This is a genomic window from Vibrio cholerae ATCC 14035 (assembly GCF_000621645.1).
In the GTDB taxonomy this organism is placed as follows: Bacteria; Pseudomonadota; Gammaproteobacteria; order Enterobacterales; family Vibrionaceae; genus Vibrio; species Vibrio cholerae.
Genome location: NZ_JHXR01000002.1, coordinates 260,253 through 286,940, shown reverse-complemented (window position 1 = coordinate 286,940; position 26,688 = coordinate 260,253). Strand labels below are relative to the sequence as shown.

25 protein-coding genes and 1 riboswitch are annotated in these 26,688 nt (G+C 48.9%); of the genes, 17 read left to right on the top strand and 8 right to left on the bottom strand.

The window, feature by feature from the left end; genetic code table 11:
- Nucleotides 1-6 precede the first annotated feature (6 nt).
- From T411_RS0103240 to potE, 9 genes are all read left to right on the top strand, one after another.
- Nucleotides 7-705: a 1-pyrroline-5-carboxylate dehydrogenase gene (locus T411_RS0103240; protein ID WP_000233685.1), complete on the top strand. Its 699-nt coding sequence runs from the start codon at nt 7-9 to the stop codon at nt 703-705.
- Between the two features lie 72 nt (nt 706-777).
- Entirely contained in the window at nt 778-2,268 is a 1,491-nt protein-coding gene (gene putP, locus T411_RS0103235; protein WP_000431682.1) for a sodium/proline symporter PutP, read from the top strand.
- A gap of 183 nt (nt 2,269-2,451) precedes the next feature.
- Entirely contained in the window at nt 2,452-2,673 is a 222-nt protein-coding gene (locus tag T411_RS0103230; protein WP_001123610.1) for a hypothetical protein, read from the top strand.
- A gap of 372 nt (nt 2,674-3,045) precedes the next feature.
- Complete coding sequence (locus T411_RS0103225; RefSeq protein WP_001893297.1) at nt 3,046-4,935, top strand: methyl-accepting chemotaxis protein; 1,890 nt, start codon at nt 3,046-3,048, stop codon at nt 4,933-4,935.
- A 197-nt stretch (nt 4,936-5,132) separates the two neighbouring features.
- The gene (locus tag T411_RS0103220; protein WP_000050915.1) at nt 5,133-5,615 is read left to right on the top strand and encodes an Lrp/AsnC family transcriptional regulator; all 483 of its coding nucleotides are present in this window, start codon (nt 5,133-5,135) and stop codon (nt 5,613-5,615) included.
- A 172-nt stretch (nt 5,616-5,787) separates the two neighbouring features.
- A complete protein-coding gene (locus T411_RS0103215) occupies nt 5,788-7,230 on the top strand; it encodes a coniferyl aldehyde dehydrogenase (RefSeq protein ID WP_000250427.1) in 1,443 nt (480 codons plus the stop codon).
- Nucleotides 7,231-7,756: 526 nt separating this feature from the next.
- Nucleotides 7,757-7,873: a leader peptide SpeFL gene (gene speFL, locus T411_RS1000000119975; protein ID WP_001893294.1), complete on the top strand. Its 117-nt coding sequence runs from the start codon at nt 7,757-7,759 to the stop codon at nt 7,871-7,873.
- Nucleotides 7,874-8,212: 339 nt separating this feature from the next.
- Entirely contained in the window at nt 8,213-10,375 is a 2,163-nt protein-coding gene (gene speF, locus T411_RS0103210) for an ornithine decarboxylase SpeF (RefSeq protein ID WP_001086685.1), read from the top strand.
- Between the two features lie 67 nt (nt 10,376-10,442).
- Nucleotides 10,443-11,762, top strand: coding sequence for a putrescine-ornithine antiporter (gene potE, locus T411_RS0103205; RefSeq protein WP_000045949.1), 1,320 nt, complete (start codon nt 10,443-10,445; stop codon nt 11,760-11,762).
- A gap of 21 nt (nt 11,763-11,783) precedes the next feature.
- Here potE and T411_RS1000000119970 read toward each other — a convergent pair whose 3' ends face one another.
- Nucleotides 11,784-11,903, bottom strand: coding sequence for a hypothetical protein (locus tag T411_RS1000000119970; protein ID WP_001889345.1), 120 nt, complete (start codon nt 11,901-11,903; stop codon nt 11,784-11,786).
- A 53-nt stretch (nt 11,904-11,956) separates the two neighbouring features.
- A riboswitch (FMN riboswitch) is annotated at nt 11,957-12,095 on the top strand.
- 114 nt (nt 12,096-12,209) lie between these two features.
- Here T411_RS1000000119970 and ribB point away from each other — a divergent pair.
- Nucleotides 12,210-12,866 carry a 3,4-dihydroxy-2-butanone-4-phosphate synthase gene (ribB, locus tag T411_RS0103195; RefSeq protein WP_001076652.1) on the top strand — a complete coding sequence of 219 codons (657 nt, stop codon included), beginning with the start codon at nt 12,210-12,212 and terminating at the stop codon, nt 12,864-12,866.
- 64 nt (nt 12,867-12,930) lie between these two features.
- On the opposite strand, the gene trmY is transcribed toward ribB, so the two are convergent.
- Both trmY and T411_RS0103185 read right to left on the bottom strand, forming a co-directional pair.
- Nucleotides 12,931-13,536 (bottom strand): tRNA (pseudouridine(54)-N(1))-methyltransferase TrmY, encoded by a 606-nt coding sequence (gene trmY / locus T411_RS0103190; protein ID WP_001256106.1) that lies wholly within the window; start codon nt 13,534-13,536, stop codon nt 12,931-12,933.
- A gap of 105 nt (nt 13,537-13,641) precedes the next feature.
- Nucleotides 13,642-14,547, bottom strand: coding sequence for a LysR family transcriptional regulator (locus T411_RS0103185; RefSeq protein WP_001176687.1), 906 nt, complete (start codon nt 14,545-14,547; stop codon nt 13,642-13,644).
- Between the two features lie 147 nt (nt 14,548-14,694).
- Here T411_RS0103185 and T411_RS0103180 point away from each other — a divergent pair, with 147 nt between their 5' ends.
- On the top strand, nt 14,695-15,414 hold the full coding sequence (locus tag T411_RS0103180; RefSeq protein WP_000839400.1) for an SDR family oxidoreductase: 720 nt from the start codon (nt 14,695-14,697) through the stop codon (nt 15,412-15,414).
- A gap of 394 nt (nt 15,415-15,808) precedes the next feature.
- Complete coding sequence (locus T411_RS0103170; protein WP_000684938.1) at nt 15,809-18,121, top strand: methyl-accepting chemotaxis protein; 2,313 nt, start codon at nt 15,809-15,811, stop codon at nt 18,119-18,121.
- Between the two features lie 42 nt (nt 18,122-18,163).
- Here the strand turns inward: T411_RS0103170 and T411_RS0103165 are convergent, their stop codons facing one another.
- Nucleotides 18,164-19,054, bottom strand: a complete 891-nt coding sequence (locus tag T411_RS0103165; protein WP_000375520.1) for a LysR family transcriptional regulator — start codon at nt 19,052-19,054, stop codon at nt 18,164-18,166.
- A 132-nt stretch (nt 19,055-19,186) separates the two neighbouring features.
- Between T411_RS0103165 and T411_RS0103160 the strand changes: the two genes are divergently transcribed.
- The 4 genes from T411_RS0103160 (at nt 19,187) to T411_RS0103145 (ending at nt 21,758) form a co-directional block, all read left to right on the top strand.
- The gene (locus tag T411_RS0103160) at nt 19,187-19,825 is read left to right on the top strand and encodes an NAD(P)-dependent oxidoreductase (protein ID WP_000861284.1); all 639 of its coding nucleotides are present in this window, start codon (nt 19,187-19,189) and stop codon (nt 19,823-19,825) included.
- A 126-nt stretch (nt 19,826-19,951) separates the two neighbouring features.
- Nucleotides 19,952-20,347: a rhodanese-like domain-containing protein gene (locus T411_RS0103155; RefSeq protein ID WP_000093074.1), complete on the top strand. Its 396-nt coding sequence runs from the start codon at nt 19,952-19,954 to the stop codon at nt 20,345-20,347.
- A gap of 181 nt (nt 20,348-20,528) precedes the next feature.
- Complete coding sequence (locus T411_RS0103150) at nt 20,529-21,251, top strand: sulfite exporter TauE/SafE family protein (RefSeq protein WP_000456110.1); 723 nt, start codon at nt 20,529-20,531, stop codon at nt 21,249-21,251.
- A 75-nt stretch (nt 21,252-21,326) separates the two neighbouring features.
- Nucleotides 21,327-21,758, top strand: a complete 432-nt coding sequence (locus tag T411_RS0103145; RefSeq protein WP_000946562.1) for a YccF domain-containing protein — start codon at nt 21,327-21,329, stop codon at nt 21,756-21,758.
- Here T411_RS0103145 and T411_RS0103140 read toward each other — a convergent pair.
- Nucleotides 21,755-22,621 carry a hypothetical protein gene (locus tag T411_RS0103140; RefSeq protein WP_000764034.1) on the bottom strand — a complete coding sequence of 289 codons (867 nt, stop codon included), beginning with the start codon at nt 22,619-22,621 and terminating at the stop codon, nt 21,755-21,757. The genes T411_RS0103145 and T411_RS0103140 overlap by 4 nt on opposite strands.
- A 214-nt stretch (nt 22,622-22,835) precedes the next feature.
- On the opposite strand from T411_RS0103140, the gene T411_RS0103135 reads away from it, so the two are divergent.
- Complete coding sequence (locus T411_RS0103135; RefSeq protein ID WP_000779375.1) at nt 22,836-23,690, top strand: Vmh family MBL fold metallo-hydrolase; 855 nt, start codon at nt 22,836-22,838, stop codon at nt 23,688-23,690.
- Nucleotides 23,691-23,790: 100 nt separating this feature from the next.
- Here the strand turns inward: T411_RS0103135 and T411_RS0103130 are convergent, their stop codons facing one another.
- The 3 genes from T411_RS0103130 to T411_RS0103120 form a co-directional block, all read right to left on the bottom strand.
- Complete coding sequence (locus T411_RS0103130; protein ID WP_000684891.1) at nt 23,791-24,726, bottom strand: Gfo/Idh/MocA family protein; 936 nt, start codon at nt 24,724-24,726, stop codon at nt 23,791-23,793.
- 113 nt (nt 24,727-24,839) lie between these two features.
- On the bottom strand, nt 24,840-25,370 hold the full coding sequence (locus T411_RS0103125; RefSeq protein WP_000818298.1) for an MltR family transcriptional regulator: 531 nt from the start codon (nt 25,368-25,370) through the stop codon (nt 24,840-24,842).
- Between the two features lie 99 nt (nt 25,371-25,469).
- Complete coding sequence (locus tag T411_RS0103120; protein ID WP_000739122.1) at nt 25,470-26,624, bottom strand: mannitol-1-phosphate 5-dehydrogenase; 1,155 nt, start codon at nt 26,622-26,624, stop codon at nt 25,470-25,472.
- Nucleotides 26,625-26,688: the final 64 nt, after the last annotated feature.

Below are 26,688 nucleotides of genomic sequence, written 5' to 3'. Positions count from 1 at the left end.
CGTATCATGGTGCATCAAGTAACCCGTTTTTCAGACGCCTTTTCTGCTTGGGAAAATTGGAATCTGACCGACTTTGACTCGAAATGTGAGTGTTTACTCGCGTTGAAATCTTTATTGGAAAACAGCATGCCCGGTGTGGCAAAAGTGATTTCCTACCATCTTCAACAGGCATCGACTTTGTTGGCGCATACGCACCAACTGATTGGGCCTACCGGAGAAACCAATGAGCTTTATACCGCAGGGCGTGGTGTTGCCCTGATCATCCAAGAGGATAACGGTATTCAAGCCAAACAAGCCGTAGTGGCTCAACTGACTGCCGCACTCGTAGCGGGGAACAGTGTCGTTTTTTGCAGTGACGATAAAGAGTTGAGTTCTGCGTTAGTGGCTGCTTACCAGCAGTCATCCCTTCCGGCAAATTTGTTGCAGTTTGCTTCTTTCGATGCGTATCACCAACTGATCGAATCAGATGTGAGATGCGTTGGATATGTCGGAACCCCGTCGGTTGAGGCCACGATCAACCGTCAGCTCGCGAAACGTACAGGCGCGATTGTCAGTCTCGTTTCAGAAACGGATCTGCTTACCTTGCCGGTGGCACATGATCCACATTTATCACTGCGCTTTATTACCGAGCGCACACGCACAATAAATATAACAGCAGTGGGTGGAAACGCGACGCTCTTGGAGCTAGGTGTGGATACTCATTAGTCCTTTCTGCGTTTGCCCCCTTTGGATAAGAGGGGGCATGAAAGGCGATCTTGAAAAAGAGGACAAAACACAATGGAAAATAGCTTCGCTATTACAACCACCTTTATCGTCTACCTCATTTTGATGTTGGCGATTGGGGTTTACGCTTATCAGCGAACGAAAAACTCAGCCGATTACTTTCTGGGTGGCCGTTCATTAGGGCCATGGCCTGCAGCACTCTCTGCTGGCGCATCCGACATGAGTGGCTGGTTACTGCTCGGTCTGCCGGGTTACGCGTATGCCGCCGGCATTGAATCATTCTGGTTGGCTGGCGGCTTGCTCGTCGGTACTTGGGCTAACTGGTTAGTGAATGCTAAGCGTCTGCGCACCTACAGCATCACCACGGACTCTCTGACTTTACCTGAGTTTTTGTCACGCCGTTTTAACGATAACTCAAAACTCATCCAAACCATTTCTGCGTTCTTTATTCTGCTGTTCTTCCTCTTCTATACCAGTTCGGGTTTGGTGGCAGGCGGTAAACTGTTTGAAACCGTATTCGGCTTGGATTACTCCACCGCGGTGATCATAGGTACGGTTTGTGTGGTGTCGTACACCCTGTTTGGTGGCTTCTTAGCGGTCTCTTGGACGGACTTGGTGCAAGGCTTGCTCATGGCAGCGGCACTGATGATCGTGCCGATTGCGGCAATGAATGGTGGCTTTACTCAGCTTAATCACGATTTGGCAGCGATTAACCCTGAACTGCTGACCTTGTGGAATGACGCGAAAGGCGAACCTCTGTCGGCGATTGCCATCATCTCTTTAGTGGCTTGGGGCTTGGGCTATTTTGGTCAGCCGCACATTCTGGCGCGTTTCAAAGCCTCACGTTCCAATAAAGATCTGACCACGGCGCGCCGTATCGCAGTAGTGTGGACTGGGCTTTCAATGGCTGGCGCGATTCTGGTCGGTTTAACGGGTCTGATTTTCGTTACTCAATCAGGCACGATTGGTCTGGATGATGGCGAAAAAATCTTCATGCTATTAGTGAACTCGCTGTTCCACCCAGTCATCGCTGGTATTTTGCTGGCCGCCATTTTGGCGGCAATCATGAGTACTGCGGATTCGCAGCTGCTGGTCTCTTCATCGGCACTCGCGGAAGATTTCTACAAGCAAGTGTTCAAAACCGATGCTAGCTCCGAAGACATTGTCCGCGTTGGTCGCATCGCGGTGATTTTGATCTCGCTGATTGCCCTGTTTTTAGCGATGACGCCAGATAGCTCAGTGCTGGGTTTGGTGTCCTACGCTTGGGCTGGCTTTGGTGCGGCGTTTGGTCCTGCTCTGGTCTTGAGCCTGTACTGGCCGCGTATGAACCGTCATGGTGCGCTATCGGGGATCATTGTCGGTGGTGTGACGATTGTGGTTTGGAAACAACTGTCTGGCGGTTGGTTTGATGTGTACGAAATCGTACCGGGAATTATCCTTTCAACCCTGTCGATTGTTGTGGTCAGCCTGCTCACCGGCGAACCGGATGAGAAGGTAAAAGCGCAACACGCCACCTTCAAAAAGCAGTTGATTGAACTGGAATAAGTCCATTTTACTCTACGGAACAAGCCTCGCTTTGCGAGGCTTTCTTTTTGCTCTGCCTGGGCATTATTGAGTAATTTTCAAATATAGGTCACGAAATTTGCACAACAAATTATGTCTACGGAACCTATCGCTGCAAAATGCGTCAACTGTCAATAGTGACCAATCGGATAGGAGATCTCCGTCATGCCTAAAGCGTATTGTCGTAGTTGTGGTAAACACACCGCACACAAAATGGTGATGAAACGTGTGCAGTCACAACCTGAAGGCTGGCAAGGTTTCCAACAATTTCTCACCATGCTGATGCAAGGCCAACACTATTATCAGATGGAGCAACGCTATTTCTGCCGAGTCTGTAACCAGCAGAATGAGCGAGCGGCGCAGCGTGATTTATTCGCAAGCGCATGATTTCCGCGTCATGATTGGGCTCACCTAAGACGAGCTTGCGGCTGTGCAAATCGGTTTTAGCGTCACCTTTCACTCGCTGGCTGCTTACCGGCCACTTCAAATTGTATCGGCATATGGCATCTCAACTGCGGCATATTCATGATATTGGATGGGAATGCATGGCAACGCTTTGTTTCTATTTTCTTTTAAGTCCAATGCTTACTGATGGGGCCAGCTAGTGGCTTTTGTGCACCATTATGGACAGAAGCTCACACTTTAGTCATTCCTTGTTATCACTCATTACGATTGTGGGAGTTTTCGCAAGGTAATTCCTCGTCATTTCGCTAACTTGCTCCCATATCAGTGCAATTTGATATGAATGGAGTATTGTTCATGAGATTGAGTTTAAAGAGAAAAATGGTTTTCTCTGTGGTCGTGGCGATTGCCGTGACGGCGGCGGCGTTAGTCGCCGCAGGGTATCAGACCTTTGAAAAGGACAGTTGGCGGGCGATTGAAAGTGAAAGTCGCAATACTTTACAAGCGCATGCCAAAGGGATTGGTGACTGGTTTTTGGGCAAGCAGCTCGCGCTTAAAGGGCTACGTGAAGAAATTGAACGCAATCCGCAGTTAGAGTTAGTCCCTCATTTAAGACAGACACTGCAGTCTGGCTCTTTTGGATTGAGTTACTACGGTAATGAGCAGGGCGAAATGTTCCGTCAAGATCCGTCACTCAATACCGCAGATTATGACCCTCGAGTCCGTGGTTGGTACAAAGAAGCAAAAGCAGCCGGCAAACCGATCACGACCGAACCTTACGTGAGCGTCACCATGCAAACCTTAGTTGTGACCTTGGCAGAGCCTGTTCGCTATCAAGGTCAATTGATTGGGGTGGCCGCCTCCAATCTTGCGTTAGATAAGCTGATTAAAGATGTGTTAGCGATTGAAGTGCCCGGAAAAGGTTACGCGATTCTGGTGAACCAAAAAGGCAAAATCGTTGCTCACCCAACTCAAGATTTGATCCTAAAGCCGACGGAAGAGATGTCGGCTCAACTGACTATTTCTAAGCTCAATATCGCGGCCAAAGACCATTCGCTCTTCCAACTGAGCATGGACGGGCGAGATAAGGTCTTGATGGCTGAGGAAGTGGCGAATACCGATTGGTTACTGGTCATGGTGATGGATAAAGGGGTTCTGGAGCAGCCACTGAATGACATGTTGATGGTGCAGATCGGGATTGGACTAGGTATCTTGCTTGTGATGGCACTGCTTACGTCTTGGTTTGTGGCTCGTCAGCTTAATGAGCTCGGTAATATCGCTAATGCTCTGGCGGATATCGCCGAAGGGGATGGCGATTTGACTCGTCGTTTGGATGTTCGCAGCCAAGATGAAGTCGGTTTGCTGGCGGATAAGTTCAACAAGTTCGTCGATCGCTTGCATCAAATGGTAAAAAATGTGCGTGAAGTGTCGGTGGCGCTGACTCAAGGGGCTGACCACGCGGCCGCCTCGGCGACTCAAGCCAGCAAACGCATTCGCACCCAGCAAGATGAAATCACTATGGTCGCGACAGCGGTGACGGAAATGGCGTCGGCGACAGCTGAAATCGCCAGCAATGCCGAAAATACCGCGAAGAACGCCACTCAATCGGTGCAATTGGGCGAAGATGGCTTTGCGCAAATGCAACAAAGTAAACAGTCGATTGACCAGCTTGCTCAAGAGTTAACTGGCGCGGTGCGTATCATCAGCGAGCTTGAAGTGCATGCCAATGAAATTTCCACCATCTTGTCGACCATTCGTGGCATCGCTGAACAGACCAATTTGCTGGCATTGAACGCCGCGATTGAAGCGGCGCGTGCCGGAGAGCAAGGACGCGGTTTTGCGGTGGTTGCGGATGAAGTTCGTGTGCTGTCACAGCGCACCCACGCATCGACGGAAGAGATCCAGACTAAGATTGCTGGCTTGCAGAAAGTCACCACCACTGCGGTATCGGTAATGACCGAAAGCCATAAGTTGGTGGAAACCAGTGTCGCGGATGTCAACCAAACCGGAGCAAGCTTGCAAGCGATCAGTGAAGCGATTCAGCAGATCAGCGATATGGCGACGCAAATCGCTTCAGCGGCGGAAGAGCAATCGTTAGTGACGGCGGATATCAATGTGAATACTGAATCTGTCCGTGAAGTGAGCGACCAGTTAGCCGAAGAAGCTCAGCAATCCGTGCAGCAGGCGAAATCACTGCATGCGATGGCACAAGAGCTGAATAAGGAGATTTCACGCTTTAAGCTATAAGCTACAGCGGTGCAACATCGCGTGATTTGACTGGAACTGGGCGGACACGGTAGCCGCTTCAGTCGCAAGGAGAAAACCAAGGGCATCGTAAGATGCCCTTTTGCGTGAGGTACATCACGCCTTGCCGCACACTATTTCTGCCGATTGGGGGTTATCAGTATTGTATTCGGGTCTAAACAGTCAAAGGATGTTGCTGTATGAGTCTGGATCGAGTTGACCGCGATATTTTGCGGATCTTACATGCCAAAGGGCGTTTACCGGTCGTTGAGCTGGCCAAGTTGGTGAATCTCACGACATCGCCCTGTTCAGAGCGGGTAAAACGTTTAGAAAAAGAGGGATACATTCGCGGTTACCACGCGGATCTCGATCCGGGAAAGTTAGGCTTGGATGTGCAGGTCTTTATCCATATTCGGCTTGATCAAAGCAGCTTCTCAATTTTTGAACGTTTTGCTCACGCTGTTGCGGATATCCCAGAAATCGAAGCCTGTTACTCGCTCTCTGGTGATTTTGACACCATGATTAAAGTGCGCGTCAAAGACATGAAAGCGTATCAAGCGTTTATGTCGGGCAAGTTGGGCTCTTTACCCGGCGTGATTCAAACCCGTAGTGAGTTTGTGATTGAAGAGCACAAAACCAGTTTTGGTATCAACCCTGAGCTGATTTACAGCTTGCCAAGTTAAGATACTCTACGCCCGAGGGGGGCTTATCCCCTTCCTACTTGAAGCTGCAGCGGCGTTGGCTACGTTTGTTCACCTCAATCACATAGTGTATCTATGCTCATGGGGATGAACTCACTTTCCTCCTACCTGCAACTCCAAGTAGTTTATATATTTTATTTCTGCGGAGTTTACTATGGTTCAACTCTCTGTGGTGTCTCGTGCTGAGTCACCAGAAATCTCGTCAGCAATCGAAGCTTTGCAGGCTGAATTTACGCGCCTAAAAAGGCAGTATGCCAATACGCCTTATCCGAGTTTGACCCACCGTTTGCAACGTTTAACCCAGCTCAAACAGGCTTTATTGCGTGAAAACGAAGCCCTGATTGCCGCAGTCAATCAAGATTATGGTTTCCGTAGTCGTTTTGATAGCGGTCTGTGCGATTTACTGCCAACGTTAAATCATCTCAATTACACGGCTAAGCAACTGAAAAAGTGGATGAAGCCGCAGCGGCGACATGCAGGATGGATGCTGCTGCCTTCGCGTGTTGAAGTGCAATTTCAGCCCTTGGGTGTGGTGGGGGTAATGGTACCTTGGAATTTTCCTATTTTGCTTAGTATTGCACCACTGATCACCGCTGTTGCTGCGGGGAATCAGGTGATGGTGAAATTGAGCGAGTACACACCTGCCACCAATCAGGTACTAGCGCGTGTGATTGCCGCGTTAGGCGATATCGCGGTTTGCGTGCAAGGTGATGCGAAGGTTGCTGCGGCTTTTAGTGCCTTGCGATTTGATCATCTGCTGTTTACGGGTTCAACCGCCGTAGGCAAGTTAGTGGCGCAAGCGGCCGCGAAAAATTTAACACCTGTGACGTTAGAGTTGGGGGGCAAATCTCCAGTGATCATTGCTGACGATGCGGATCTCGCGCGTAGCGTGGATAACATCATGCTGGGTAAAACCACCAATGCCGGGCAGATCTGTGTCGCACCGGATTACGTCATGCTGCCGCAAGCGAAAGTCGCGACCTTCGTTGAGCTTTATTTGCAGCGTTTTGCGCGCCGTTTTATCCGTCATGGTAGTATGGATGTGACACAAATCATTAACCAAGCGCAGTTTGACCGATTACAACACTGTTTGGATGATGCACAGCAAAAAGGTGCCAAACTCAATACTGTAGTGGGCAAAACAGTAGAACTTGAAGCAAGGCAGATGCTGCCGCATCTGTTAACCGAAGTCAGTGATGACATGCTGGTGATGCAACAAGAGATCTTTGGCCCGATCCTGCCGGTGATCGGTTATCGCAATATTGAAGAAGCGATTGAGCGAGTCAATCAAGGCCCACGGCCATTGGCGCTGTACGTGATGACCAAAGAGAGCCATCTGGCTAATCATATTTTGCAGCGTACCCACAGTGGTGGTGCGTGTGTGAACGATACCTTAATGCATGTTGCGGCGGATGATGCGCCATTTGGCGGCATTGGTGAATCAGGGCAGGGGCATTACCACGGAATCGAAGGCTTTAAGACTTTTTCGCACAGTAAGACGGTGCTGCGTTCAGCCGCGTGGTTGCCACGTAGTGGTTGGCTGCTGACTTATCGTCAATCGATGTTACGCGTCCTCACTCGATTTTTTGGGCGCTAATCTTTCTGATGTCGCTCACTATATCAAGCCAGCCAGCGTCTGGCTTGATGCGATCCCATTCCTACTTGAAGCAGCCGCGGTGTTGGCTACGCTCGTGCATTCCAATCATAAGCCTGTGTATGTTGATGGGGATGAACTCACTTGCCACCTACCTGCAACTCCAAGTAGTTTGGGTATAGCAGGATCTCACGTCAAATTGAAAAACAGCAGTGTTATTGAATGTCATTAAATATGTGGCATTTGTTGTTAATGTTGCATTTTATCCGGTTGGATTACGAGTGTTTGATAGTGCGTTGTTCTGTTTATTTTGTTCTCCGCTATATTATTTTCTTATAGTTTTGCTCAATTCCTAGGATATATATGGTAATACCTATTCTTGTTGGTAAATAAATCTAAAATATATATCTATGCGTATTAAGGTGTGATAATGGTCAAATTTTAATTTTTCCTTGGGGTATAGAATGCGCCTGCTTTCTAAGCAAAACGACGTAAACTGGTTTCTTGATTATTTGTAACGGAGTTGTATATGAAAAAGAAATCAAAAATCATGGCACACATTCGCAGGACTCGGCACATCATGATGCCGTCTCACCGTGACTACTTTGACTACTCTTTCTTTACCCAATCGACATCTCATCTGTAACGAGAGCTTTAGGCTGCTTGTCAGCTAAAGGTTCGTCCTATACCTGCTTTCCTCATGTTGAGGTATTAAGGCATATTCATGGATTTTTACGCCCTTTGGCGTGATGTGAAATCATGTTGGTTTTGCCTGCTCCTACCGAAACTGAGTGAATCTCTAGGTATGCCCAAGAAAAATCATTATTAAGCAAAAGAATATTCACCCGTTCTTAGGCTGGGGCTCTCCATTATTTCTATCTCAGCCTTTGTGACGGCAATATTTATTTTGCTGAGCGATTTCCTGCACGCTAAAAATAATTTGGCTTGGAATTCGTTTACTCAAAAAAAATAAGAAAGGCTAAATATGAATTCATTAAAAATTGCTACGAGTTTATCGGTTCGCTCTTGCTTCACAACCCAACGTGAAGTGGTGGATGTACTGAAAACCGACTTCTGTGACATTGGTGCGGCGGTGGTTTCCGTCGAAGACGTACAAAACGGCATCATAGATAAAATGAATGCGACCGGTTTGAAACTGCCGATCTTTGTTGCTGTGTGCTGCGAAGACCAATTCCCAGATGATTTTTGCGCCGATATCACCGGGGTATTTGAGCTGTGTGATGCCAAAGTCGAGTTCTACGGTAAGCAAGTGGAAACTGCCGTGCGTCGTTATCAAGAAAGTTTGTTGCCACCTTTCTTTGGTACATTGAAAAAATACGTGGACATGGGTAACTCCACTTTTGCTTGCCCAGGCCATCAAGGTGGTCAGTTCTTCCGTAAGCACCCGGTTGGTCGCCAGTTTTTTGATTTCTTTGGTGAAACCTTGTTCCGCTCTGATATGTGTAACGCGGACGTACGTTTGGGCGACTTGCTGATCCATGAAGGTGCACCGCATGATGCACAGGCTTACGCCGCGAAAGTGTACAACGCGGATAAAACCTACTTCGTACTTAACGGGACTTCAGCTTCCAACAAAGTGGTGTGTAACGCCCTGCTGACACCGGGAGATCTGGTGCTGTTTGATCGCAACAACCATAAATCCAACCACCACGGTGCGTTAATTCAAGCGGGTGCGACACCGGTTTACTTAGAAACGGCGCGTAACCCATTCGGTTTTATCGGTGGGATTGATACGCACTGCTTTAACGAATCTTACCTACGTGATGCGGTACGTAATGTCGACCCAAGCCGCGCGGAAGCGAAACGCCCATTCCGTCTTGCCATCATTCAGCTCGGTACTTACGACGGCACGATTTACAACGCGCGTCAGGTGGTGGATCGCATCGGTCATTTGTGTGACTACATCCTGTTTGACTCAGCATGGGTGGGCTATGAACAGTTCATTCCCATGATGAAAGATTGCTCACCACTTCTTCTCGATCTGAAGCCTGAAGATCCGGGCATTATCGTCACTCAGTCTGTACATAAACAGCAGGCAGGTTTCTCGCAAACTTCGCAAATCCACAAGAAAGATCACCACATTAAAGGCCAAGAGCGTTACTGCAACCATAAACGCTTTAACAATGCCTTTATGCTGCACGCTTCAACCAGCCCATTCTACCCGCTGTTTGCGGCGCTCGATGTGAACGCCAAAATGCACGAAGGGGATAGTGGCCGCTACCTATGGCGCGAAGCGGTGAAAACCGGTATCGAAGCCCGTAAGCTACTGATGAAAAAATGCAAATACATCAAGCCGTTCATTCCACCAATGATCGAGGGTAAACCTTGGCAATCTCACCCCACCGAGCAAATTGCCGATGATTTGCGTTTCTTTGAATTTGAACCGGGTCAGAAATGGCATGCGTTTGAAGGTTACGAACATGGTCAGTATTTCGTTGACCCTTGTAAGTTCCTGCTCACCACACCGGGGATTGACCCAGAAACCGGCGAATACGAGCACTTTGGTATTCCGGCCACCATACTGGCCAACTTCCTGCGTGAGAACAACATCATCCCAGAGAAGTGCGATTTGAACTCGATCCTCTTTTTGCTCACCCCAGCCGAAGATATGGCGAAGATGCAGCATTTAGTGGCACAAATTGCTCGTTTTGAACGCTTGATTGAAGAAGATGCACCACTGAGCGAAGTATTGCCGAACGTGTACCGTGCGAATCGCGAACGTTACAAAGGCTACACCATCCGTCAGTTGTGTCAGGAAATGCACGATCTGTATGTCAGCCATGATGTGAAACAGCTGCAAAAAGAGATGTTCCGCGCGCGTTATTTCCCACGTGCGGTAATGAACCCACAAGAAGCGAACTTGGCCTTTGTACGTGGTCAGGTTGAGCTAGTCCCACTGCGTGAAGTGGAAGGCCGTATCGCCGCTGAAGGCGCACTGCCTTACCCTCCGGGTGTGTTGTGTGTGGTTCCGGGAGAAATATGGGGCGGTTCAGTACAGCGTTACTTCCTCGCTCTAGAAGAAGGCATTAACTTGCTGCCGGGTTTTGCGCCTGAATTGCAAGGGGTGTATTTGGAGCCGACAGGCGAGGGACGAGTGCAAGCCATGGGCTATGTACTGAAACGTTAATCGGGGCATCGGGGCAGAGGTTTCTGCCCCGATGACAACACGAAAAGACCCATAGAAGGGGAATATCATGAGTAAATCCAATAACAAAATTGGTGTAGTGCAACTCACCATCCTGACTATCGTTAACATGATGGGATCGGGCATCATTATGCTCCCGACTCAGCTTGCCCAAGTCGGCACCATTTCTATCTTATCTTGGTTAGTCACTGCCGCAGGTTCAACTGCCTTGGCGTTTGCCTTTGCAAAATGCGGTATGTTCAGTAAAAAATCCGGCGGTATGGGTGGTTACGCCGAATACGCGTTTGGCCGCAGCGGCAACTTTATGGCCAACTATACTTATGCGGTTTCCTTGTTAATTGCCAACGTGGCGATTGCCATTTCCGCTGTCGGTTATGCCGATGTGCTGTTTGGTTTTCATCTCACTCCGATTGAAACCTGTATCGCGACTATTTTGGTATTGTGGGTAGCCACTGTGGCTAACTTTGGTGGCGCACGTATTACCGGCCAAGTCTCGAGTGTTACCGTTTGGGGCATCATCATTCCGGTGATTGGGGTATCCATCATCGGTTGGTACTGGTTTGATTTTGACTTATATCGTTCTGCATGGAACCCACATGGCTTGCCATTTTTCCAAGCGTTGGGCGGCTCAATTGCAATGACGTTGTGGGCATTCTTGGGTTTAGAATCGGCGTGTGCTAACGCCGATGCGGTGGAAAACCCAGAGAAAAACGTACCGATTGCGGTCATGGGCGGCACCTTGGGGGCTGCGGTAATTTACATCATCTCGACCAACGTGATTGCCGGGATTGTACCAAACGCCGATCTGGCTAACTCGAACGCACCCTTTGGTCTGGCTTTTGCGCAGATGTTTAACCCAACCATGGGCGCGATTGTCATGGCGTGTGCGATTGTGTCTTGTACCGGTTCACTGCTTGGCTGGCAATTTACCATTGCGCAAGTGTTTAAAGCCTCGGCCGATGAAGGTTTCTTCCCGAAATTGTTCTCTAAAGTGACCAAAGCCGATGCCCCTGTGCTGGGTATGCTGACCATTGTCTCGATTCAAACGGTGTTGAGTTTGATGACCATCAGTCCCTCACTCAATAAGCAGTTTGAGGCGTTAGTGAATTTGGCGGTCGTGACCAACATCATTCCGTACATCCTCTCTATGGCTGCGCTGGGCGTGATGCAAAAGCAGCTCAATGTACCGGTGAGCCAAGCGAAAGTGGCCAACGTGATGGCCTTTATTGGTGCCATGTACAGCTTCTACGCGCTGTACAGTTCCGGTGAAACCGCGGTTATGCTTGGCTCGATTGCCACCTTCTTCGGTTGGGTGCTGTACGGGGCGATCTCTCGCTCACAGCTCAATACACCCATGAAACACGCCTGATCGGGTTTAAAGCTTAAGCTATCAGGTCAACAGCGCAGCGAGTCTGCGCTGTTTTTCTATCCGCGCTGATGTTCTTTTTATCGACTTTTCTTGCTCAAAAACGGTGATATTCAAAACAAGTTTGTCCGTAACGCTTTTCACCGCCCGTTGAACTGACTACACTAAGCGGCGTTTCAGAATCGTCTGAAACACAACAATATTCTCAGGGCGGGGCGAAATTCCCCACCGGTGGTATGCCGCAAGGCGAGCCCACGAGCGCTCGATTCGTCGAGGTCAGCAGATCTGGTGAGAAGCCAGAGCCGACGGTTACAGTCCGGATGAGAGAGAATGACAAACACACTGAATTTCAAGGTGCGGCTTTGCTACATCTTTCGGTTTTCAGTGCTTTTCGTTTTGGATTTTGATCCCTCATAAGCCCTGATTCTGGTCATTTTTTGGAGTATTACCATGAATCAGTCCTCATTACTTGCCGAATTCGGCGACCCCATTACTCGTGTAGAAAACGCACTGCAAGCCTTACGTGAAGGGCGTGGTGTACTGCTGCTCGATGATGAAGATCGCGAAAATGAAGGCGATATTATCTACGCAGTAGAATCTCTTACTACAGTGCAAATGGCATTGATGATCCGTGAATGCAGCGGCATTGTCTGTTTGTGTCTGACTGAAGCGCAAGCCGATCGTTTAGCCCTACCGCTTATGGTGGTCAATAACAACAGTGCGAACCAAACGGCGTTTACGGTATCGATTGAAGCCAAACATGGCGTAACCACAGGAGTTTCCGCGCAAGATCGCGTCACCACCATCAAAACCGCCGCGAACCCACAAGCAAAGCCAGAAGATTTGGCGCGTCCGGGTCATGTATTCCCGCTACGTGCTCGTGCGGGTGGGGTATTGGCGCGTCGTGGCCATACTGAAGGTACGGTGGATTTGATGCAGATGGCGGGCTTACAGCCAGCGGGTGTGTTGTGCGAACTGACCAACCCAGATGGCAGCATGGCAAAAACGCCAGAAATCATCGCGTTTGGCAAACTGCACAATATGCCCGTATTGACCATTGAAGATATGGTGCAATACCGCATTCAGTTTGATCTAAAACTGGCTTAAGCGAAGAAAAACAGCCCTGACGAACAGATTCATCAGGGCTGTTGGTTATTGATGAGGGGAGGGATTACCACCCTGCTTCTTGGTGATCAATCTCGTTATGAATTAGCGTGACACATTGAGAGGCAAACAGCATTTTGGGGCCAAGGCTGATTTTTTCTACCCCAAGACGTTTCATCGAGTTACCACTCTTTTTCGGCATCGGGATATGGTCGGTCAGAATAAAACACGGGTTCGGGCCAATCTTAATATCACGAATGGAATCGCCTTTTTTATCCATCATGTACAGCGAATGATGCTCCGCCAGCTCACCGAGTAGCGCTTCAAAGCTGATGGTGCGCACGGTTAAACCCGGCTGAACCACACGCGTTTGTTCTTTGCCCATGCCAACTGAGGCATCCAGCGCTTTCACCAATAGAGCAATCAACGCCGCTTCATGGAATCCGCCCACATCACTGATTTCATTCGCTTCAACGGTGATGGTGCGTGAATAATCGCGCGTGCTTTCCAATACCAGATGAATCACCACATCTTCACGATGCGACTGCGCGGTAAACAGGCTGTTCATCATGCAGTGCGCCAAAATTTCGGTATGGCATTTGCCACCAATTTCGTCCAGTAGGCGTTGGCTATCGGTCGGTGCGGAGCGAGCTCGAAGGATAAAACTGCGCATGGTATTTCTCATTCGTTGTCATTCAAAGTGCGGTATTGTCGCTAAGCGCGCCGAACTTGACCAGTCTTTTATGCTGCCGTATTGCGAGAGTCGTGACTCGTAGATTTATTCGATGATGCCCTGCTCAAAATAACGCTTACTGAACTCAATAAACCGCTTTAAGCGCACTGGTTGATATTTGTCTTTATGGTAGATGAGCGAAAACTCAACGCTTGGGATATGCCAATCCTGAAACACTTCGACCAATTCGCCGCGGGCAATCTCTTGGTGGCAGTAGAACGTCGGAACGCGAATGATACCGTTATGCGCCAATGCCGCTCGAACTAACACTCGGCCGTTTTTACACTGTAAATCTCCATCAACGGGTACTTCGAGAGCCTGCTTCGTCTCTTTATGTTGGTAGCTCCAACGTTTCACCGACCCCGTTAAACAGCGATGCTCGGCGAGCTGTTTGGGATGTTGAGGTTGACCACACAGGGTAAAGTACGTGGGGCTAGCGAGCGTGCTCATACGGATTTCGGTGAGTTTACGCGCTACGAAGCTGGCATCTTCTAATTTTCCCATCCGAAATGCCACGTCAAAGCCTTCTTCAATCAAATCAACGCGATGACTACTGAAATCGAGGTGAATACGCACTTCAGGGTTTTCTTGCATAAAGGCACTGCAAATGTCCGCAATTAACTCTTCCCCAATATGCCCGCCCACACTGTTGATGCGTAGCTCCCCGCGCGCTTCTTGCACATCATCTACAGCGGCTAACACGGCTTGTTCAATACTGCTCAGGGCTTGTTCACATTGACGATAGAAGAGTTCCCCAGCATCCGTGAGCGAAAGGCTGCGTGTGGTACGGATGACAAGAGTGACGCCCATGCTGTTTTCCAACTGGCTCAGCTGGCGTGAAACATGTGAGCGAGAAACCTCTAGCTCTTCCGCGGCTTTAGTGAAATTGCCGAGTTTGGCAATCAGTACAAAGGCGCGAATGTCGGCCAGATTGAGTTGGTTAAGTTGCATCGAGAGTCCCTTTTATTTGTCGTAATTTGGCAACAGTTTGTGACCCTGTCGACTATATATCAACAATCAGCTTTCGCCTAGAATGCCCGCATTGCAACGAACTCCTGTGCTCAGGAGAATTTTTCTAAGAATGAATGAGGTAATCCAATGAAATCATTAGTCGTAATTACAGGTGCAAGTTCTGGTATTGGTGAAGCGATTGCTCGCCGTTTCAGTGAAGCGGGTCATCCGTTGCTGTTGGTCGCGCGCCGCGTGGAACGTTTAGAAGCCCTGAATTTGCCCAATACACTGTGTGAAAAAGTGGATGTGACAGAGGCGGCGACCTTAGTGGCTGCGATTGCGAAAGCCGAAGCGCTGTATGGCCCTGCGGATCTGCTGGTGAACAATGCCGGTGTCATGCTGCTTGGGCAGATTGATACTCAAGAAGCGAATGAATGGAAGCGCATGTTTGATGTGAATGTGCTAGGCCTGCTCAACGGTATGCACGCCGTGTTGGCCGATATGAAAGAGCGCAACCACGGTACGATCGTGAACATCAGTTCTATTGCGGGTAAGAAAACCTTCCCGAATCATGCTGCTTACTGTGGAACTAAGTTTGCGGTACATGCGATTTCTGAAAACGTGCGTGAGGAAGTGGCCGCCAGCAATGTGCGCGTGACCACAATTGCTCCAGGAGCGGTAGAAACAGAGCTGCTTTCACACACCACATCAAGCGAAATTAAAGAGGGCTACGATGCTTGGAAAGTGGACATGGGCGGCGTGTTGGCCGCGGATGATGTGGCGCGTGCGGTACTGTTTGCTTATCAGCAGCCACAAAGCGTGTGCATTCGTGAGATTGCGTTGGCACCGACCAAACAACAGCCCTAGTTAATCAAAAAAGTGCGATTAAGCCCCTATACCCAAACTACTTGGCGTTGCAGGTAGGCGGCAAATGAGTAATCCCCATGAGCATAGATAGACTATGTGAATGGGGGGGGGGGCGAATGTTGCTAGCACCGCTGCAGCTTCAAGTAGGAAGGGTATATTTGAACAACATAATTGAGCGACCTGAAAGGGTCGCTTTTTTTTGAACTATAATCAACTCGTTGACTATGGGTTGGCCGGATAACGACAATTTCTGCGGTATTTTTTGGTAGATGGAATAGGGGATGACTATGCTTGCAATGAGTCTTTATTCCTATAACAAAGAAGTTTTGGTTTTATGACGTATCGTTGGCGACTCTTTACCTCTATATCTGACTGAGTTTCTCAGGGGAAAAGCATGAAAATTGCCAACAAAATCGTATTGTCTATGACATTGCTGTCCATTTTTTCGGTCGTGATTGCAGGAGTGTGGGTGGGTTGGAGCGCCGCCACTCTGTCTAAACAAGCGATCTATGAGCGAGCCTCGAACCAACTCCTTTCGGTTCGTGAAACCAAAAAAAGTGAGATTGAACGCTATTTAACACGAGTAGCGGGGCAACTTGTGACCTTAGCTAATATGGTCTCCACTGTGGAGGCAATGGAAGGCTTGACTCAAGCCTACCAAGCTTACCCCGTTGAACAGGTGCCAGCTTCTTCGCTCATTGCCCTAAAAGACTATTACACCACTCAATTTGGTCAGAATTATCAGAAGTTAAACGACGGCCAAGATGCGAACCCGTTAGCGCGTTTGAATCTGTTATCCAGATCCGCGGAAGCGTTACAAGCCCGTTATATTGCCAGCAACCCTAACCCGCTTGGCGCTAAGCATGAGTGGGAGAGTGATTCGCTAGGTAACGCGTATGATGCTTTGCATCAAAAGTACCATCCTGGGATTAAGCAGTATTTAGAGCAGTTCGGTTTGTATGATGTGTTTATGGTCGATAATGACGGTCATGTGGTGTACACCGTATTCAAAGAGCTTGATTTTGCGACCAATTTGCTGAGCGGTCCGTACAAAGAGAGCGGACTAGCAAGGGCTTATGTGCAAGCCAAAACCTTAGCCAATAATCAGTATTATCTTGACGATTTTGCACCTTACTATCCCTCTTATGAGGCGGCGGCTTCATTCATTTCGACCCCTATCTTTAACGGTAGTACTCGAGTTGGTGTTCTGATCTTTCAAATGCCAGTGGATGAAATTAATAGCATTATGACGTTCGATTCCCGTTGGAAAGAAAACGGGCTTGGGAATACCGGCCAGAGCTATTTAGTGGGCAGTGATCACCTGATGCGTAGTCAGCCCCGTTTACTGCTGGAAGATGCTTCGGCCTTCATCGGGACATTGAATTCATTAACGGGTGATCGAGCGGCAATCAATCAGATCCGCAGTAAACAATCCGCGATTGGTTTGCTTAAGGTCAGTTCGCAAGCCGTGGATAAGGCTTTGAGAGGCGAGAGTGGATTAATGATGGAGAGTACGCATGCCAGTGTGCAGTTACTATCAGCATACACACCGCTTGATGCATTAGGGTTACGCTGGGCGTTAGTCACTGAAATGCAGGCAGACGAAGCGTTAGCCGATATTGCGAAGCTTTCCGACGAACTGATTATGAAAGTGCTGATCGCCATCGTGATCGGCGCAGTCATTGCGACACTTGCGGCATGGATGGTGGGGAATGGAATTTCTAAACCGATTCGTGATTCGATAAGCCAAATTCAACGGATGAGTCGAGATAATGATTTAACGGTGCGGTTATCTGAGCAAGGCAGTGATGAGATCCGACAGTTGGCGCAAGCGCTCAATCGTATGCTGAGCCATCTGCAAGATACGATTTGTCAGTTCGCTCATACGACTGACAAACTCAACTCTCACACTCAAACCATTACACATAATATGACCGGAACGCGTAATTCGGTATCTGAGCAGCATGAGCGTACGGATTCGGTGGTCACGGCGGTAAATGAAATGAGCGCTTCGATTACCGAAGTGTCTGAATTTGCACAGCGAGCAGCCACTTTTGTGCAGGAAGCCAATCAAAAGGGCCACGGCGGTGTCTCAGTGGGCAATGAGCTTGCGCGCGATATGACATCAATAAACCAACAAATGGCCTCGGCCGTTGAAGCGATTGCACGGTTAAATCATGAAAGCCAATCTATCGCCTCGGTACTCGATGTGATCCAAGCGATTGCCGAGCAGACCAACTTGCTGGCGTTGAATGCCGCCATTGAGGCAGCTCGCGCTGGAGAACAAGGGCGAGGCTTTGCGGTGGTCGCGGATGAGGTGCGTAATCTTGCCGCAAAAACGCAAACCTCGACTGAAGAGATCCGCACCAAAATTGATCGCTTACAAAAAGAAACTCAGTCTGTCGTCAACTGTATCGAAGAGGCGAATAATACGGTGGTTCGCGGTGTGGCTACCTGTCATAGCAATACCGATATGCTCAAACAGATTGTCGATATGCTCAATGAATTAAACGAGATGAATATCCAAATCGCGACTGCAACTGAGCAACAGCGTGGTGTTACTGAAGAAATTAACGCCAATATCACCTCAATTTCGGATGTTTCTGCGTCTGTGACGGTGCAAGTCGGCGAAGTGAACGCCATCGTGAATGAGTTATCCGATGAAGCGATGGAATTAAGCAAGCGAATGGGACAGTTCCGCTATTAATCCTTACAAAGTACCCCCGAGTGTAAAATCGGGGATTGGCTTTTATGGCCAGAGCAAATCTTCTTGCCAACGCTCGGCGAGAAAATCAATAAACTGTCTGACCAAAGGTGTCTGGTAACTGCGCGACAGATACACTGCCCAGATTGAACTGCTTGGCAGATAATAGTCCGGCAGTAACGCTTGCAGTTGTCCAGCTCGCAACAGCGGATTGGCCAAATCACAGGGGAGACGAATGATCCCTTTATGATTTAATGCGGCGCGGCATAAGGTACCCATATCATTGGCGCGAATATTACCATTGACCAAAACGCTAAACTGCTCGTTATTTTTAACGAAATCCCATTTATTGCCACTGATATGCACTAAGCAGTTATGGTGTGTCAGATCTTGTGGTAATTCGATAGGCGCATGTTGTGCCAGATATTCCTGAGTGGCACACACCACCATGCCGACTTCAAGCAAGCGGCGTGCAATCAAATTTTCATCGGGCTGCTGCGTAAAGCGCAGCGCGATATCGACACGTTCATCGACCAATTGTGAAAAACGATCGGAGGCAAGCACATCAAAATGAACTTGTGGATGCAGGTCGGTAAAGGCCTGTACCGCATCCAGCAGCATGTTTTGCGTGAGACCTATCGGTGCAGAAATTCGAATGCTGCCGCGTAATGCTCCTGACTGCTCCAGTGCGCGCATTTCCAGCTCCATGGTCTGATGGAGAATTTGCTCACAGCGTTGTAGTGCCTCCTCACCCGCTGCGGTGAGGCTGACTCGGCGTGTCGTGCGATGCAGCAAGCGCTGCTTAAGCCAATCCTCAATTTCCTGAACATGGCGCGATACCTGTAAACGGCTGAGGTTTAGGTTATCCGCTGCTTGAGTAAAACTGGCGGTATTGGCGACTTCAATAAAGCTGCGCATGGCAGTTAGGCGATCCATAAGTGCTCTCATTTGCAAACTAACTAGATACAATGTACATCATTTTTGCGCATTTATCGCTCGCGATGCGACAAACTATACTTATCCTCGTTGAACACACTCATCTAAATAGATTCAAGAGGAAGGTAAAAAATGAAAGTAGCAATTCTAGGTGCATCTGGTTGGATTGGTAGCCATTTAGCGGCTGAAGCGAAAATGCGCGGACATGAAGTGGTTGCTGTCGTTCGTGACCCAGCCAAAGTCACCCTCAAAGGGGTAGCGGTACAGCAACTGGATATCCTAAACCCAGAGAGCTCACTCAAATCTGTGCTAGAAGGCGTGGATGCTGTGATTGCCTCTATCGGCGGCCGTGCCGCAGGCAACCATGAAATGGTCGCGAAAACCGCGCAGCGTCTACTCAATGAGTTGCCACAAGCTGGCGTTGCTCGTTTATTGTGGGTTGGTGGTGCGGGTTCTTTGGAAGTGGCTCCGGGCGTGAAATTAGTCACCGTTCCGGGTTTCCCAGAAGAGTACAAAGGTGAAGCTCTAGCTCAAGGCGAAGCGTTGGAAGTTTTCCGCGCAAGCAACAGCGATGTGAACTGGACTTTCGTAAGCCCAGCGGCCGAAATTTTCCCAGGCGACAAGCAAGGCCAATACCGGGTGGGCGGCGATCAACTGCTGACCGACAGCGAAGGCAACAGCCGTATTTCGGTTGCAGATTATGCGGTCGCGCTGATTGATGAGCTGGAATACGCTGAGCATCCTCGCCAACGCATTGGTGTAGCGTACTAATCCACACAAGCGGTTTAATCATTGGATAACTCAGGAAGGTGCGTGCATCTTTCTGAGTTTTGCTATTTCGGCGTTTTAAAGCTTGTGGCACACTGCATGCTCATTAAACCGACAAGGAGAAGTCGAATGTCTAGTGCCGTATCTCGTGTGCCCGCAGCGTCCAGTGCCGATGCTCTGGCGCATTTTGAAGCGTTGTTGCAGTTTGAAACCGATTGTTGGGATGTGCACCACGCGATCACCAATGAAAGACAAGATTTTGTGTTACTCGATGTTCGCGGTGAAGCCCTCTATGCCGAAGGACATGTGCCATGTGCCATCAGCTTGCCGCACTCACGCTTGAACGAAAAAACCTTAGCCGATTACCCTATGGGCACGCTGTTTGTGGTCTATTGCGCGGGGCCTCACTGTAATGGCACTGAAAAAGCGGCGATTCGCTTAGCCAAATTAGGTCGCCCAGTGAAGAAAATGATTGGGGGTGTGACCGGTTGGTTGGACGAAGGTTTTACGTTGGTCACTGAGTAGCTTGCTTCGCCCCCCCCCCCAACATTTGGATGCCATTAAGATAAGCGGTCGCTGGTCGTTTTTATTGGTGAGTGAGTCTAAATTTCTGGTAAGCCCGTTCGGGCGAAACGTTTCTATTGCGAAATATTGCTGAACTGATACCGTCTGTGTCATTCAAAATATCGCAGTACAAGGGAACGAAATGGAATATTTAGGCGCGAGTGCGTGGATTGCCATGCTATTGGTTTTCATGGGTTCCTTTGTGCAGACCGCGATCGGCTTTGGGCTCGCGGTCGTTGCATCGCCGCTGCTGTTTCTTATTTCGCCGGACTATGTGCCATCACCGATCTGCTTAGTCGCGCTGTTTATTTCGGTGCTCAATGCGATGAAACATCGCGAGAGTATTTCGATTGGCGGCTTAAAAATGGCCTTAATTGGGCGCATTCCGGGATCGATTGTGGGTGGTTTGCTGCTGATGTGGATTTCCACGCAGGCGCTGGCGCTGTGGCTTGGCTTGTTGGTGCTGTTTGCGGTGGCAGTAAGTTTGCTGCCACTGCGCATTGAGCCGAACCCAACTCGAATGGGGATTGCGGGCTTTTTCTCAGGCGTATTTGGTACCAGCAGTGGCATCGGTGGTCCTCCTATGGCGCTCCTGCTTCAGCACCAAGAAGCTAATCAATTGCGCGGTAATTTGTCTGCCTTCTTCGTGTTTAGCTCGATCATCTCTTTGATGGTGCAGTGGCCGACGGGTTTTTTAACGTGGCACCATGTGCTACTGACTCTGCCGCTGATCCCTGCGGCTTGGCTAGGCTATGTGTTAGCCCGTAAAACCACTCACTCATTGCCAAAAGAAAAAATTCGCTTTGCGGCGCTGGCGCTCTGTTTGGTGAGTGGTGCGACTGCGGTGTGGCATGGATTTTTCTGATCATTCATTTTCTGTTCATGGTCGCCGCATTAGCGTTAGGCGCATGAAACACCTTCAACAACGTGAGGTAAGGTAATGTTAAGAACACTAGGCAACATTATTTGGTTTTTATGTGGCGGTATAGTGATGGGATTGGCTTGGTGGCTAGTGGGAGTACTGGCGTTTATTAGCATCATTGGCATTCCGTGGGGACGCGCTTGTTTTGTGATCGGCAATTTCTCATTCTGGCCGTTTGGCTATGAAGCGATTTCCCGTGATGAATTAACTGACCAAACCGACATTGGTACCAGCGGTTTCGGCGTTTTGGGCAATATCATTTGGTTTATTTTGGCCGGTTTTTGGTTGGCGGTGGGGCATATTTTGTCTGCGGTGGCCTGTTTTATCACCATCATCGGCATTCCGTTTGCCCTGCAGCATTTAAAGCTGGCGGTGATTTCATTGGCGCCGATTGGTAAAACTGTGGTGCCAATTGAAGAGGCCGCGCGTGCGCGTTATCGCACTCGTTAATACGCTTTAATACCGAACTCACGCAATTTTGCGGGCAAAATGTCATCCAGTTGCGTGATCTCATGAGATTGGATCTCAATCAGTGCTAACCCGTGTGCTTGATAAAGTGCGCGGGTTTTTTGTTGTTCACTCGGGGCAATGTCACCTTCATCTGTTCCCCAAAATTGCAAATAGACCTTGCCGCTTGGCAGATAAAAATCACTGGTCACTTCCTCTTCAATCGGTAGTGGGCGCTGATAAGCGTGTACCACGCCAGCCAGATACAGCCAGTTATCAATCAGCAGTTCACCCGTTGAACGCACATAATGTCCATCTAAAGTACGGTGTTTGGCAGCAAACTTCTGGCGAAAGCTGGAATAAGATTTATCGGTCGCGTGAGCCTGTGCTTCTTGGCCGAGAAATTCCACGACAGATTGGCGTAAGTGGCGGTTACGCAGGATGGCTTCATGCCAGACCACAAATCCATTACCTGAGCTTTTCTCTTCACGCTGCTGTGCTCCGGCACGTAGGCCACTTTCCGTGGCGTGCCACCCCGACTCGCTGCGCGCTATCCAGCCTAATTCGCTGAATAACTGATTCATTTTCTTCGGGTTTAATTTGAAGTATTCCCCGACTTGCGTAGCGGTGAGTGTTTGGCCTGAAGTGGCGTGCAAGTCGATCAGCAAATTCTCAGGCCAGACAATAAAACGCCCATACTTAGGGTGCTGGGCATACTCTCCCCCAAATTTGGTGCCGAGATCGGTCAATATCCACTGCTCATCATGGCGATGGATATAACCGGCGGTTTTCAAATCCTGAAACAGCTGTTTAGCATCTTGCTGGCGCTTTTTTGCCAAGGCGGAGGTGGAAAGTTTGTCGGCCATACTGAAATTCCTCTGTGTCTGTGCTCCATTCAAGCATAAGACGAGGAAGGGGCTCAATGTCAGTCAGCAAGAACGACCAAGAACTGTGAGGCTTTAGGCAATCCTGCGCAATTAGTTAACTGATTTGAATCAGTGATGTTCTTGTTTCGATCTATTTGTTCAGCTTAAAGCACAATAAGCTGTAGCTCTATTGATGCACCACGGAGACCCCAGCATGAAACTTACTCGTACCCTTTTGACTTCAGCCCTGCTATTACCCGCGTTTTCAAGCTTAGCGGCTTTAGAACTGCAAACGTATAACCCAGGTGAACATGGCATTTTCCCCGTCAGCTCAACCCTCATCAGTGACGAGAAACAAGCCATTCTCGTTGATGCTCAATTTGGTGTGAATGATGGTGCTAAGCTGGTCGACATGATCAAGCAATCAGGCAAAGAGCTCACCGCTATTTACATCAGCGCGGGCGATCCGGATTACTATTTTGGCCTACAACCTCTGGTGGAAGCCTTTCCAAACGTTCCGGTTCTAGCCAGTGAAAGTGTGGTCAAACACATTGAAGCGACTAAAGACGCCAAAATCGAGTATTGGGGACCCATCCTCGCTGAAAATGCGCCGCAAAAAGTGATTGTACCTAAAGTCGATAATCGTACTAAGTTTGTGCTCAATGGCGGTAAAATTGAGATCAAACAGCTCAATCATCCGCAAGCCTATCTGTGGTTGCCTGCAGAGAAAACGATTTTGGGTGGTGTCGCAGTAATGAGTGATATGCATGTTTGGACTGCGGATAGCCAAACCAAGCAAGCACGTATGGAATGGGTAGAAACCTTAGATCGTATGCTCGAACTCAAACCAAAACAGGTGATCCCTGGTCATTATGGTCATGAAATCCCACAAGGTACGCAAGCCATCTCTTTCACGAAAGAGTATTTGGTGAAATTTGAACAAGCTTTGGATAGCTCGACGCACTCTTCACAAGTGATTGAGAAAATGCGTGCGCAGTATCCGGTCTTACCGGATGACGGTAGCTTACAGCTTAGCGCTGAAGTGAACATGGGCGAAAAAAGCTGGTAAGTCCCCCGTGATCTCGTCATCACAAGCATACTAACGAATGACAAAGCCCCCACCTTAGCGCTTCTCTCTATGGTGGGGGCAACGTTGGTGGGGACAACGTTTAGCCCTTGGTTACCTGTTGAGTGATCTGCTGGCAAATCGCTTCAGCCAGTTGGTGACTGGCTAAGTTACGTTCAATGATATGAGTGGGTAGTTTGCCTGCTGCTGCAACTTGCAACCAATCTTGCACCATAGCGTCAAAGCCTTTACTGGCGAGCATCGGTGTCCAATCTTTTAAGGCCACTCGACTTTCTTGGTTATCTCGCCACATTTTTCCTTGAGTAAAGGAATCAAACAGATAAGCCACATTGTCATAACTGGCCGTGACATGCTCTGTGGTTATCCCAAACTGACGGTTCATCGAAGCGTGCAATAAGGTATCGCCCGTTTGCCATTGAACATCAAGGCGGGCGAGGAGTCCTTCACTCATGTGATAGGTGAGATGGAGGTCATCTAAATTGCACTGACGCGAAAGGTTGACGCTATCTAGAGGATGAATGAAATCATCGAACACAAAGGTGCGAATATCGCCGGGCAGGGCATGGCGATGTTTTTCCCAACGCAGTGAACGCAGCGCCCCACACTCTTGTTGAGCCAGCTCGGACAAATGTTGGTTGTAGAGCGGGATATGACGTCGGTTAAACCCGACATAAAGTGGTTGGTGATGTTTCTCCGCTAACTCATACAAGTTTTCACACTCTTGCGCGCTCGCGGCGAGTGGTTTATCGACAAAAGTTGGGATCCCTAGATGCAGAAAAAACGCCGCAAGTGTGCTGTGTACATCGGTCGCCGCATGGATCATCACTGCATCCACACCATACTGCAACACATCACGGTAGTCGGTGCACGTCGCGCTGACTCGGTAACGCGTCGCTAGAGTCCCCAATACTTTCGGATTTCGGGTGCAGAGCACCAATTCAATATCTGGCCATTGAGCCAATACGGGAAGATAAGCTTTCTGGGCAATATCTCCCAGACCAATCATAGCGATTTTCATGCTTCACTCGTTTGTCATCAGAAAGGCTTCAGGCTAACACGATACGCAAACAAGATGAAAAATGGATGTGGAAGTTGAGCGGAGAACACGCGAAATCGGCGTGCACCTAAACGTTAAAACGGGCTGTCTTTGTTGAGTGCATTACAAATTTGAATGATGGCCAGAGAGAGACCAGATTTGATCACTTGCTGTTGGCGTTGCAATTGCAGGTGGTAAAAGCTGAGGTCAATATCGTCGTCTGGCTCCACGACGTTTAAATGCAACATGCCCATTTTTTTGACCAGATTGAGTGCTTTGATTGGCGCGAGAATTTGCGGGTCGGTGAATTGGTACTCGGTTGCATCATGATTGAGCTGATTGCGCAGTTTGATTAAGTGTTCAATATCGTGGAAAACCTCATCTGGGATCACGCCCAAACCAAATAAAAGTTTCAGGCGAACCGTTAGGTCACCCAGCGGTCCTGTATCGTGCAAGAGTGGTTCAACTACGGATTTCACCGCGAAATTGTCTTTACGGAAAATACGTTGCATCAGTGCATCAATGGCTTCGGTTAGCACATCAACCGTTGTAATGAAGAATCCTCGTACCGTGTGGGTCTGATTCAAGCGCTCCAGAATGTCGGATTCGTTAATTTTTTCTGCCATAAACTGATCTGTTGTTGAGTTAAGTCGAGAGCGAGTGACAGCTCTCGACATTTTAAGACTACCGATAACCGCATTTTTTCAAACGGTTATCCTGATACTTCAATCCATCTGTTGGTAGAGAGCTTCAATTTGTTGTGCTTCCACACTTTCGGCGGCTAACCCGGTATAGCGGGCAAGTGTAGAGCGAACACCTTCTTTTTCAATACTTTGTTGTAATTCGACGGCTTGGGGATCACTGCTATTGCGATATTTCAGCGCTGCGGCAATCCCTTTCAATAACATGCCGTTTGGTAAGCCGTACTCAATTGTACCGAGTAAAGGTTTGATTAATCTATCATTTGCGCTAAGTTTTCTCAGCGGCTGACGACCAACGCGATCCACTTCATCCACCAGATAAGGATTGGCAAAGCGGCTTAGGATTTTCTCGATGTAGGCGCTGTGCAGGGCGCGATCAAAACCATAGCGGCGGATCAGCACTTCGCCGCTCTCTTGCATCGCTTGTTTCACCTGTGCATGAATGCACGGATCTTCAATCGCTTCACGGATGGTACGGTGACCTTTTAAACAGCCCAGATAAGCCGTCACACAGTGACCCGTGTTGAGGGTAAACAGTTTGCGTTCGACAAACGCCATCAGGTTATCGGTTTTCTCCATTCCCTCAATCTGTGGGATCTCGCCTTTAAACTGCTGCTCATCCACAATCCATTCGCTGAAGCTTTCTACGGTCACTTCCAACGGATCGTCGTTAGCTGCTTGCAACGGTGGCACAATGCGATCGACTGCGGAATCCACAAAGCCCACTAAAGCATCAGCTTGTTGTTGTTCCTCGGTAGTGAGGAATTGATACACCTGCTGCTTAAGGTGAGTCGTACCGCGCACCATATTCTCACAGGCGATGATGTTGAGTGGTTGCGTATTACCTGCGGCAAAGCGAGCGCTCAAACCCTTGGCGATGGTTTTGGCAATGATATCCAGCACTGTTGGCCCAACCGCCGTGGTGACTAAATCGGTTTTGATAATCCGCTCGATCAAGGCTTCACTAGCACTGTTGACGGCGGTGACGTGGCTAACGGTTTCCATTTTGCATTCGCTACCGACCACTTTGACTTTGTATTCTTGTTGATGACTCAGTTGATCCACAAGGGGTTCGTTGACATCGGCGAAGGTGACGGCAATGTCGGCATCCGCCAGAAGTTTGCCAATAAAGCCACGGCCAATGTTGCCAGCACCAAAATGAACTGCATTCTTTTTCATCTTTACCTACCTCAATGTTGAATGTTTCTCTCACCGCCTGAGGTGAGGTCAGCCACATAGGGGG

Excerpts from the sequence above, each read along its gene's own strand:
- T411_RS0103240 (WP_000233685.1), top strand. The coding sequence starts at position 7 with ATGGTGCATCAAGTAACCCGTTTTTCAGACGCCTTTTCTGCTTGGGAA.
- putP (WP_000431682.1), top strand. The coding sequence starts at position 778 with ATGGAAAATAGCTTCGCTATTACAACCACCTTTATCGTCTACCTCATT.
- T411_RS0103230 (WP_001123610.1), top strand. The coding sequence starts at position 2,452 with ATGCCTAAAGCGTATTGTCGTAGTTGTGGTAAACACACCGCACACAAA.
- T411_RS0103225 (WP_001893297.1), top strand. The coding sequence starts at position 3,046 with ATGAGATTGAGTTTAAAGAGAAAAATGGTTTTCTCTGTGGTCGTGGCG.
- T411_RS0103220 (WP_000050915.1), top strand. The coding sequence starts at position 5,133 with ATGAGTCTGGATCGAGTTGACCGCGATATTTTGCGGATCTTACATGCC.
- T411_RS0103215 (WP_000250427.1), top strand. The coding sequence starts at position 5,788 with ATGGTTCAACTCTCTGTGGTGTCTCGTGCTGAGTCACCAGAAATCTCG.
- speFL (WP_001893294.1), top strand. The coding sequence starts at position 7,757 with ATGAAAAAGAAATCAAAAATCATGGCACACATTCGCAGGACTCGGCAC.
- speF (WP_001086685.1), top strand. The coding sequence starts at position 8,213 with ATGAATTCATTAAAAATTGCTACGAGTTTATCGGTTCGCTCTTGCTTC.
- potE (WP_000045949.1), top strand. The coding sequence starts at position 10,443 with ATGAGTAAATCCAATAACAAAATTGGTGTAGTGCAACTCACCATCCTG.
- ribB (WP_001076652.1), top strand. The coding sequence starts at position 12,210 with ATGAATCAGTCCTCATTACTTGCCGAATTCGGCGACCCCATTACTCGT.
- trmY (WP_001256106.1), bottom strand. The coding sequence starts at position 13,536 with ATGCGCAGTTTTATCCTTCGAGCTCGCTCCGCACCGACCGATAGCCAA.
- T411_RS0103185 (WP_001176687.1), bottom strand. The coding sequence starts at position 14,547 with ATGCAACTTAACCAACTCAATCTGGCCGACATTCGCGCCTTTGTACTG.
- T411_RS0103180 (WP_000839400.1), top strand. The coding sequence starts at position 14,695 with ATGAAATCATTAGTCGTAATTACAGGTGCAAGTTCTGGTATTGGTGAA.
- T411_RS0103170 (WP_000684938.1), top strand. The coding sequence starts at position 15,809 with ATGAAAATTGCCAACAAAATCGTATTGTCTATGACATTGCTGTCCATT.
- T411_RS0103165 (WP_000375520.1), bottom strand. The coding sequence starts at position 19,054 with ATGGATCGCCTAACTGCCATGCGCAGCTTTATTGAAGTCGCCAATACC.
- T411_RS0103160 (WP_000861284.1), top strand. The coding sequence starts at position 19,187 with ATGAAAGTAGCAATTCTAGGTGCATCTGGTTGGATTGGTAGCCATTTA.
- T411_RS0103155 (WP_000093074.1), top strand. The coding sequence starts at position 19,952 with ATGTCTAGTGCCGTATCTCGTGTGCCCGCAGCGTCCAGTGCCGATGCT.
- T411_RS0103150 (WP_000456110.1), top strand. The coding sequence starts at position 20,529 with ATGGAATATTTAGGCGCGAGTGCGTGGATTGCCATGCTATTGGTTTTC.
- T411_RS0103145 (WP_000946562.1), top strand. The coding sequence starts at position 21,327 with ATGTTAAGAACACTAGGCAACATTATTTGGTTTTTATGTGGCGGTATA.
- T411_RS0103140 (WP_000764034.1), bottom strand. The coding sequence starts at position 22,621 with ATGGCCGACAAACTTTCCACCTCCGCCTTGGCAAAAAAGCGCCAGCAA.
- T411_RS0103135 (WP_000779375.1), top strand. The coding sequence starts at position 22,836 with ATGAAACTTACTCGTACCCTTTTGACTTCAGCCCTGCTATTACCCGCG.
- T411_RS0103130 (WP_000684891.1), bottom strand. The coding sequence starts at position 24,726 with ATGAAAATCGCTATGATTGGTCTGGGAGATATTGCCCAGAAAGCTTAT.
- T411_RS0103125 (WP_000818298.1), bottom strand. The coding sequence starts at position 25,370 with ATGGCAGAAAAAATTAACGAATCCGACATTCTGGAGCGCTTGAATCAG.
- T411_RS0103120 (WP_000739122.1), bottom strand. The coding sequence starts at position 26,624 with ATGAAAAAGAATGCAGTTCATTTTGGTGCTGGCAACATTGGCCGTGGC.